Source organism: Pseudomonas sp. R62, assembly GCF_000257605.1.
Lineage (GTDB): Bacteria > Pseudomonadota > Gammaproteobacteria > Pseudomonadales > Pseudomonadaceae > Aquipseudomonas > Aquipseudomonas atacamensis.
The window spans coordinates 734,252-743,403 of sequence record NZ_JH635998.1; the positions used below are offsets into that span (position 1 = coordinate 734,252).

Annotated in this window: 11 protein-coding genes; 7 read left to right on the forward strand and 4 right to left on the reverse strand. The window is 60.1% G+C overall.

Annotated features, from left to right (window positions below):
- Positions 1-135, reverse strand: a 135-nt coding sequence (locus OQK_RS29860) for a helix-turn-helix domain-containing protein (protein ID WP_157221895.1), incomplete at its 3' end; no start/stop codon positions are given.
- Between the two features lie 104 nt (positions 136-239).
- Here OQK_RS29860 and OQK_RS04770 point away from each other — a divergent pair.
- The 3 genes from OQK_RS04770 (at position 240) to OQK_RS04780 (ending at position 3,263) form a co-directional block, all read left to right on the forward strand.
- Complete coding sequence (locus tag OQK_RS04770) at positions 240-839, forward strand: short chain dehydrogenase (protein WP_016771362.1); 600 nt, start codon at positions 240-242, stop codon at positions 837-839.
- Positions 840-899: 60 nt separating this feature from the next.
- Complete coding sequence (locus tag OQK_RS04775; protein WP_016771363.1) at positions 900-1,553, forward strand: COG3650 family protein; 654 nt, start codon at positions 900-902, stop codon at positions 1,551-1,553.
- 96 nt (positions 1,554-1,649) lie between these two features.
- Positions 1,650-3,263: an NAD(P)/FAD-dependent oxidoreductase gene (locus OQK_RS04780; RefSeq protein ID WP_016771364.1), complete on the forward strand. Its 1,614-nt coding sequence runs from the start codon at positions 1,650-1,652 to the stop codon at positions 3,261-3,263.
- A gap of 135 nt (positions 3,264-3,398) precedes the next feature.
- Here the strand turns inward: OQK_RS04780 and OQK_RS04785 are convergent, their stop codons facing one another.
- On the reverse strand, positions 3,399-4,493 hold the full coding sequence (locus OQK_RS04785; protein ID WP_016771365.1) for a PLP-dependent cysteine synthase family protein: 1,095 nt from the start codon (positions 4,491-4,493) through the stop codon (positions 3,399-3,401).
- A gap of 251 nt (positions 4,494-4,744) precedes the next feature.
- On the opposite strand from OQK_RS04785, the gene nhaA reads away from it, so the two are divergent.
- The 4 genes from nhaA (at position 4,745) to OQK_RS04800 (ending at position 7,927) form a co-directional block, all read left to right on the forward strand.
- Entirely contained in the window at positions 4,745-5,932 is a 1,188-nt protein-coding gene (gene nhaA / locus OQK_RS04790; protein WP_016771366.1) for a Na+/H+ antiporter NhaA, read from the forward strand.
- Between the two features lie 120 nt (positions 5,933-6,052).
- The gene (locus OQK_RS29065) at positions 6,053-6,322 is read left to right on the forward strand and encodes a hypothetical protein (protein WP_081489828.1); all 270 of its coding nucleotides are present in this window, start codon (positions 6,053-6,055) and stop codon (positions 6,320-6,322) included.
- A 196-nt stretch (positions 6,323-6,518) separates the two neighbouring features.
- Complete coding sequence (locus OQK_RS04795; RefSeq protein ID WP_016771367.1) at positions 6,519-7,703, forward strand: colicin E3/pyocin S6 family cytotoxin; 1,185 nt, start codon at positions 6,519-6,521, stop codon at positions 7,701-7,703.
- On the forward strand, positions 7,700-7,927 hold the full coding sequence (locus OQK_RS04800; RefSeq protein ID WP_016771368.1) for a hypothetical protein: 228 nt from the start codon (positions 7,700-7,702) through the stop codon (positions 7,925-7,927). The genes OQK_RS04795 and OQK_RS04800 overlap by 4 nt, the downstream gene beginning before the upstream one ends.
- Before the next feature lie 127 nt (positions 7,928-8,054).
- Here the strand turns inward: OQK_RS04800 and OQK_RS04805 are convergent, their stop codons facing one another.
- Complete coding sequence (locus OQK_RS04805; RefSeq protein ID WP_016771369.1) at positions 8,055-8,519, reverse strand: glycine zipper 2TM domain-containing protein; 465 nt, start codon at positions 8,517-8,519, stop codon at positions 8,055-8,057.
- A gap of 180 nt (positions 8,520-8,699) precedes the next feature.
- Positions 8,700-9,152, reverse strand: a 453-nt coding sequence (pdxH, locus tag OQK_RS04810) for a pyridoxamine 5'-phosphate oxidase (protein WP_038860564.1), incomplete at its 5' end; no start/stop codon positions are given.

The following is a 9,152-nucleotide window of genomic DNA, read 5'->3' on the forward strand; positions in this document are numbered from 1 at the left end:
ACTGAATTGCGCTTCAAGCTGGCTAATGCGCTTGGAGAGTTGGCCCTTGCTGCAGCCCAACTGCTGCGCGGCCAGGGTAAAACTGCCGGCTTCGATCAGCACGGCAAACGCGGCAAGGTCATCCATTTCGCTCATGGATTGTTTCCATTTGAAAACCAAAGGTTGCCTATTAGTGCGCTTATCCGCAGAAAAAACCACTCTAGACTGAAACCTCATTCACACACATGAGGTACAGCTCGATGAAAATCCTGTTGATAGGCGCAGGCGGCACCATCGGTTCGGCGGTGGACAAAGAGTTGTCGCAACGCCACGAGGTCATTCGTATCGGTCGCAACAGCGGTGACTTGCAAGTGGATATCAGCGACAGCGCGTCGATCCGCAAGCTGTTCGAACAGACCGGCAAGTTCGATGCGCTGATCTGCGCGGCGGGCAACGTGACTTTTGCAGCGCTGGACGAGATGACTGAGGACAGCTTCGCCCTCGGCCTGAAAGACAAGCTGATGGGCCAGGTCAACCTGCTGCTGATCGGCCGCGAGTACGCCAATGACGGCGCCTCGTTCACCTTCACCACTGGCGTACTCAGCCACGACCCGATTCGTAGCGGCGCCTCCGCAGCGCTGGTCAACGGCGCCCTCGACAGCTTCGTCCGCGCCGCCGCCATCGAACTGCCGCGTGGTTTGCGGGTGAATTCGGTGAGCCCGACCGTACTGACCGAAGCCCTGGGCAAATACGCGCCCTACTTCCGTGGCTTCAAGTCGGTTCCTGCAGCGGAAGTGGCATTGGCCTACGCGAAAAGTGTCGAAGGCCTGCAAACCGGTCAGACGTTTCACGTCGGTTAATGCCCTTGTGATGAACGGTCAGGCTGCGTAACGTGGCGACACTTGTCTGGAGAACCAAAGATGCGTGTTGCCCGTTCGATCGTCCTCGTTGCCCTGCTGCCGTTGTTTGCCGCCTGCCAGTTGTTCGACGGCCAGCGTGAAAGTGTGTCCCATGCCGGGCAGACGCGGATGCAGGGGCAACTGACCGCCGCCGACGGCAAACTGGTGTTCCAGCCGTGCCAGGAGCAGCGGCAACTGGTGGTCAACGACATCGGCGGCACCAGCGTCCTGCAAGAAGCCGCCACCCTCGCCGACGAGCAGGGCAAGCTGTTTGCCGATGTGCGCGGCAAGGTTTCCGGCGATCGTCTAGACCTCGGCCAGTTGTATCGCGTCGAGCGCTCGGGCACGGCCTGCGACGATCCGAATTTCAAACTGCTGATCCTGCGCGCTGCCGGCCATGGCCCGGAGTGGAACGTCAAGGTCAGCGGCAAAGGCATGGTCATCGAGCGCGACGGCCAGCCGCCGCTGGCCGTGCCGTATGTGGAAGAGCAATTGGGCGACGGCCGCTTCAATCTCAGCAGCGAAGCCAACAACCAGCGCATCGAATTGTGGGTCGCGCCACAGCGCTGCGTCGACAGCAGCACCGGCAGCGTGCAGCACATGAGCGCCGAGTTGCGTATCGACGGTCAGGTGCAGCGCGGCTGCGGCTATTTCGGCGGCGCGCGTAACGACTGATCGTTTTTCCCCCACGGATCCGCTCGCGGCGGCTTATAATCGCCGCCTTCAAACGCCCTGGCGCAGTTGTGCGCCCCGCGAATCCGGATCCCCGCCATGTTACGAATCACTGAACTCAAGCTGCCAATCGACCATCCCGAAGAAGACCTGCGCACCGCCATCGTGCAACGCCTGGGCATCGCCAGCGATGATCTGCTCGATTTCACCTTGTTCAAGCGCAGCTATGACGCGCGTAAAAAGTCCTCCGAACTGTGCTTCATCTACACCATCGACCTCAACGTACGCGACGAGGCCAGAGTGTTGGGCAAGTTCGCCGACGACCGTAACGTCAACGTGGCGCCGGATGTCAGCTACAAATTCGTCGGCCAGGCACCGAGCGATCTCGGCCAGCGGCCGATCGTCGTCGGTTTCGGCCCGTGCGGCATCTTCGCCGGCCTGCTGCTGGCGCAGATGGGCTTCAAACCGATCATTCTCGAACGCGGCACCGAAGTCCGTCAGCGCACCAAGGACACCTGGGGCCTATGGCGCAAAAGCGTGCTCAATCCCGAGTCCAACGTACAGTTTGGCGAAGGCGGCGCGGGCACGTTCTCCGACGGCAAGCTGTACAGCCAGATCAAAGACCCGAAATTCCTCGGCCGCAAAGTCCTGCACGAGTTCGTCAAGGCCGGCGCGCCGGAAGAAATCCTCTACGTCAGCAAGCCGCATATCGGTACATTCCGCCTGACCGGTATGGTCGAAAACATGCGCGAGCAGATCCGCGAACTGGGCGGTGAAGTGCGCTTCCAGGAGCGCGTCAGCGACGTGCTGATCGAAGACGGCCAACTGGTCGGCGTACAACTGGCCAGCGGCGAAACCCTGCATTCGAAGCATGTGGTTCTGGCCCTCGGTCACAGTGCCCGCGACACCTTCCGCATGCTCCACAGCCGTGGCGTGTTCATGGAAGCCAAGCCATTCTCGGTGGGCTTCCGCATCGAGCACCCGCAATCGCTGATCGACCGCGCGCGCCTGGGCAAATATGCCGGCCACCCGAAACTCGGCGCTGCCGATTACAAACTGGTGCACCACGCCAAGAACGGGCGTTCGGTCTACAGCTTCTGCATGTGCCCGGGCGGCACTGTGGTCGCGGCGACGTCGGAACCGAATCGCGTGGTCACCAATGGCATGAGCCAGTACTCGCGTAACGAGCGTAATGCCAACTCCGGCATCGTCGTCGGCATCACCCCGGAAGTCGATTATCCGGGCGGCCCGCTCGCCGGTATCGAGTTGCAGGAGCGCCTGGAATCCCACGCGTTCATCCTTGGCGGCAGCGACTACAAGGCCCCGGCGCAAATGGTTGGCGACTTCATCAACGGCAAGCCGTCGACCGAGCTGGGCGAAGTCGAGCCGTCGTACAAGCCGGGCGTGGCGCTGGGCGATCTGGCGCTGGCGCTGCCGGACTTTGCCATTGAGGCGATCCGTGAAGCCTTGCCGGCATTCGAGAAGCAGATTCGCGGTTATTCCCTGCACGACGCTGTGCTGACCGGAATCGAGACCCGCACTTCATCGCCGCTGCGCATCACCCGCAACGAGTCGCTGCAGAGCATGAACGTCAAAGGCCTGTTCCCGGCCGGTGAAGGCGCGGGCTATGCCGGCGGGATTCTCTCGGCGGGTGTCGACGGGATTCGCATTGCCGAGGCAGTGGCTCGCGATATTCTCGGCCTCGACGCCTGATCCGCATAAGCTGACACAACACAAACCCTGTGGGAGCGAGCCTGCTCGCGAAGTCGCTATTTCAGTCAATGATGATGTTGAATGAGATGACGCCTTCGCGAGCAGGCTCGCTCCCACATTGGTTTTTGCGTTTCTTCAGATGTTGGCGCGCAGCACCGAGGTCGGCAGCGCCTCTCCGCGCTCGGCACTCGCCGCCACTGCTGCAATCAACTTACCCAGTTCGTAACCCTGCGCTTTCAACCATTCCTGGTCGTAATAAGTGTCGGCATAACGCTCGCCGCCATCGCACAGGATCGCCACGATCGACCCCGACTGCCCCGCCGCTTTCATCTGCTGCGCTGCCATCAGCGCACCGATCAGATTGGTCCCGCTCGACCCGCCGACATGCCGCCCCAAACGCTGCGCCAGATAATGCATGGCCGCCAGGGACAGGGCGTCCGGCACCTTGACCATCGCATCGATCACCTTGGGCAGGAACGACGCTTCCACCCGAGGCCGGCCAATGCCTTCTATCCGCGAGCCGCAGTCTAGGCGCAGGCTGGCATCTCCGGTCTGGTAAAAATCGAAGAACACCGAACGCTCGGCATCGGCACACAACACGCGGGTGCAGTGCTGGCGATAGCGCACGTAGCGGCCGAGGGTCGCGGTGGTGCCGCCGGTGCCGGGGCTGGAAATCAGCCAGGTCGGCTCAGGGTGTTTTTCGTAGCGCATCTGCTGGAAGATCGACTCGGCGATGTTGTTGTTCGCTCGCCAGTCGGTGGCGCGTTCAGCGTAAGTGAACTGATCGATGAAGTGACCGCCATGCTCGCGGGCCAGGCGCTCGGATTCGGCGTAGATCTGCGTCGGATCCTGCACCAGATGGCTCTGGCCGCCGTAGAAGGCAATCTGGGCAATCTTCTCTTTTGAAGTGGTCGCCGGCATCACCGCGATAAACGGCAAACCGAGCATGCGCGCGAAATACGCTTCGGAAATCGCCGTCGAGCCGCTGGACGCTTCGATCACTGGCGCGCCGGGTTTCAGCCAGCCGTTACACAGCGCGTAAAGGAACAGCGAGCGGGCCAGGCGGTGCTTGAGGCTGCCGGTCGGGTGGCTGGATTCGTCCTTGAAATACAACTCGATGCCGGCAAAACCGGGCAGCGGCAAAGGGATCAAGTGGGTGTCGGCGCTGCGCTGGAAGTCCGCCTCGATGATGCGGATGGCTTCACGGGCCCACTGTCGGTTGTCGCTCATGGTTTCGGTTCTCGTTGAATCAGCCAGAAGATCGGTCTTCTGAAAAAGGTCTGCTGCAAGCTTAGGAAAAATCCCGCAGGCGGCAAAGATACAGCTGAGTCTCAATGTGTCAGGCAACTGCTAGGCTCAGTGCTGCCCGTACCAGACAGCCTGTAACGACATATAACAAAAAAGAATATAACTTTTGTTTTAACAACTAACGGTACGGGTTAGGGTGTTTCACCTTTTTCTTGATTCGATGGAGAGCGACCTTGCCTCTGCGTAGCACTTTCACGCGTTTCTTTCAGTTGGAAGCCGCCAGCGGTCTGCTATTGATCGCCGCAGCCGTTCTCGCGCTGATCATCAACAACTCACCGCTGTCGTGGCTGTACACCGGCCTGCTCGACACCCCTGTGGTGGCGCAGATCGGCGCGTTGAAAATCGCCAAACCTCTGCTGCTGTGGATCAACGACGGCCTGATGGCGATGTTCTTCCTGCTGATCGGCCTGGAAGTGAAACGCGAAGTGCTCGACGGCCAATTGTCCAAGCCTTCGCAAATCGTCCTGCCCGGCGCAGCGGCGATCGGCGGCATGCTGGTGCCGGCGCTGATCTACTGGTTCCTCAATCGCGACAACCCCGCGGCCCTGAGTGGCTGGGCCATTCCGACCGCCACCGACATCGCCTTCGCTCTCGGCGTACTGGCCCTGCTCGGCAAACGCGTGCCGGTGTCGCTGAAACTGTTCCTGATGACCCTGGCGATCATCGATGACCTCGGCGCCATCGTCATCATCGCAATCTTCTATTCCGGCGAACTCTCGACCCTGTCCCTTGGCCTGGCGGCTGCGTGCATTGCCGCGCTGGTGGCGATGAACCGGCTCGGCGTGGTCAAGCTCGGGCCGTACATGATCATCGGCCTGATCCTCTGGGTCTGCGTGCTCAAGAGCGGTGTCCACGCGACACTGGCCGGCGTGACCCTGGCTTTCTGCATTCCCCTGCGCACGAAAAACGCTGAATCGTCGCCGCTGCTGACCCTCGAACACGCGCTGCACCCCTGGGTCGCCTACGGCATCCTGCCGCTGTTCGCCTTCGCCAACGCCGGCCTGTCACTGAGCGGCGTCACCGTCGAAAGCTTCACCCACGACGTACCGATGGGCATCGCCATCGGCCTGCTGCTGGGCAAGACCGTCGGCGTGTTCGGCCTGACCTGGCTGGCGGTCAAGATCGGCATCGCCGCCCTGCCCCAAGGCGCCAACTGGGGCCAGGTCCTCGGCGTGGCAATCCTCTGCGGCATCGGCTTCACCATGAGCCTGTTCGTCGGCTCGCTGGCCTTCGAACCGGGCGTGAGTGATTACGCCGGCATGGATCGCATGGGCATCCTCACCGGCTCGATTCTCGCGGCGGTGATTGGTTATGCGGTGACGGCGGCGGCGAGTCGCAGGGGCACGATACAAACTTCCTGAGATTATTTCCGGCGAATGGCACAGCCCTTCAGCAGACGAGGGGCTTGGAGCTTAACCTTGCAAGTGTGCTGATTATTGTGGACGTCGATCATCTACTCAGCGCAGCGTTGGGAGTATTTCATGTCGCGCAATTCACCAAAACGCATCATGACAGACGATCAAATTGCTGCGCAGGAGTCGCGAATACCAGCCCTCGCCTCTAGGGCCTTCAGCCATGCCTATCGCATTGCGCTCGCAAATGGCGCAGCGCTACTCGTGGTTAGAGATGGTCTATTACTCGAAGTGACTAAAGAGACATCCGTCGTTTTGCGCTCGGTCGGTGCCATCGGCAAGCTTAGAAGTGGCACCCGTTTGCACATCAAAAAGTGCCCCCAATCGACATTTGATTGAGGCTTTCCGCTTCAGGCCAAACCGACTTCAAGCGATCAATGTGAGGCAATCGTCCTCACTTCAACACGTTGCCTCCACTCTTATCGAACAATCCCCACGTCATTAGCGACCCGTCCTACAGCCACACTTTCCCCGCTTCGATAACGTCGTGCGGCCCCTTCTCAGGGGCTGTCGATGGTGAACGAAGGGACGATCAGTGGCGCGGAACAAGGACATTCCCCGGGTGCAAAACCCACCGCAGGGCGACGGACATCACGTTACCTGGCGGTATATGACGGCCGTAGAACTGGCCGAGCGCGAAGCCGGGCAAAACGCTTACGACGCGATGCTGGCGCGGCAGGAGGCGTTCGAGCGCAGCCGTGAAGTGGCTGCGAACAAACCTGAAGCCGTGCGTGCCGGCTGTGTATTCGCCAAGTCCTGCAAGCTGCCGGATGCGATTATCGATTACAGCAATCCTTCCGGCATGGTGCCGACCGACAGCCTGAAGGATTACGGCGAGCTGATTCTGCTCGGCGCGCGCGAAGTCGACGAAAGCGGCGGCATTCCTCTTAAGAAAATCAGCGCCAACGCCATCCCGGTCGGGTTCGGCAGTCTGGCCTTGGCAGGCTCGGCTATTGAAGCGCTGCCTGCGCTCGTCTCCAGTGCGGTGGCTGCGCCCTTGCTGGGGCTGGTTGCGCTGCTGATGCCGTCAAGCTTGGGCGACAGCGCGCTCTATACCGACGAGCAACTGAACACACTCAAACAAGCCCGAACCCGCGTGCGCCTGCGCGTCGAGCAACAGGCCGATGGCAGCCTCAAGGGTTACGGTTTCTACACCGGTAAGAACCGCGATTGGGAAATGGTCGATGTCGTGCAGTTCATTGCGCGCGGCGACCGGTTCGTTGCCGATCTGGATGAAGGCGTCGAACTGCTCTGGACCCCGGCGGTGGATGGCTCGGACATTCTCGGCATTCCAGCACTGGAGGCCGCACCGCAGGCACCGCATATCTGGGTGTATCCACCGACGAAGGCGGCGGACGGGATACTGGTGAATCCGGTTTATCCGCCGGAGTATCGGGATTTTATTTTGGTCTTCCCTGCGGGAGCAGGCATGAGGCCGCTCTATATAGTGGCCAGTATTTCGCAGGGAAATTACCATCAAAAACCCAAAAATTTGCCTGCATATCCGGATGCTCGATGGGCTACCCCAAAAACACCAATAAAGGGTGGCGGAGGATTACGGCCACGCTGGAAAGATAGAGAGGGAATAATTTATGAATGGGATTTCCGACATGGCGCCATTGAGAAATATACAAAGCGTGGAAGGCATCTCGGGGAATACAACCATGAAACAGGCGAACAAACGAAACCAGCAGATCCTACAAGAAGGATAGAACCGTGAAGCATCGAATCATGGGCGTAGTAAAAGGTGACGACTCTGCTGTATTTGAGCAAGCGCTCTCCATCCCCACATCCAATTTGAAAGTCATTATGGGTTGGAGTACGAAAGAAGACCCTCTTTACGATTACAAGCTGACGGAGCAACAGATCACTGATATTGAACAAGCATGCGTCGTAAAACTGCCTCGACACCTTGACCTATATCTATCCACTGAAGACCAATGACTTAGGTAATACAGGGGCCTCGAATACTTCATGGGCACCTGCGCCACATACTGAATGAACAATTCACAAGCAAAGAAAAACCCCGACCAGCCACCTGATCGGGGTTTTCTTTTACCCAGCTTCCCGCTTAGTGCGAAACGCGGCTGGTTCCGCCAACGGTGGAGATCCGTACCCGCTCGCCAACGCGGAATACTTCATTCTCCTGAACCTGCTGCACATAGGCGCGCATGCTGCCGTCGTCTTCGCGGACAGTGATTTCCACGCCTTGGGTGCGGGTCAGGCCTTCTTCGGTGGCCGAGCCAAGCAGGCCGCCGGCCACTGCGCCGATGACCGCAGCCACAATGCTGCCCTTGCCGCCGCCGATGGCGCTACCGCCGACGCCGCCGACCACTGCGCCTGCTGCGCCGCCGATCGGGGTCTTGGTGCCTTCGATTTTTACCGGGCGCAGGGATTCGATGGTGCCCATGCGAATCGTCTGCACACGACGCGCTTCGTCACGGGAGTAGGAGTCGCCGGTGAGGCTCGATTGGCAGCCGGTCAGCAACATCGCCATCGTCGAAAAAGAAGCAACCAGCAGAACAGACTTACGCATAGCATCAACTCCAAAAGAACATGTGTTCATTAAACCCCGTGGCCTGGCGCCTGTCACGACACCATCCGGATTAAATTGGCTTCCATTCAGGCCTGGTACAGATGCCCGCAAGCGTCCACTCAAGGTAGCGTCAAATCAGCGATCCTGCGCCATCCGCGTTTATCTCGCTCGGTAGACTGCTCAGGGTGCCAGTCGTTCCAGAATCCACTCGGTGCCCTGGAGGCGGTAGTTGAGGCGATCGTGCAGGCGGCTCGGACGGCCCTGCCAGAACTCGATGCGCTCGGGCAACAAGCGGTAACCACCCCAATGTTCCGGGCAGTGCGGCTGGCTGTCGCTGAAGCGTTGCTCGGTGGCCTTGAGCAAATCTTCCAGTTCGCCACGACCGTTGATGACTCGGCTCTGCGGCGAGGCCCAGGCGCCGAGGCGGCTGCCCAGAGGACGCACCTGATAATACGCGTCGGACTCTTGCGCCGTGACCTTGACCACCCGCCCTTCGATGCGCACCTGGCGCTCCAGGGTTGGCCAGAAGAAGGTCATGGCGGCAAACGGGTTGGCCGCCAGATGCTGGCCCTTGGCGCTGTCGTAGTTGGTGAAGAAGGTGAAGCCCTGCTCGTCCAGGCCCTTGAGCAACAG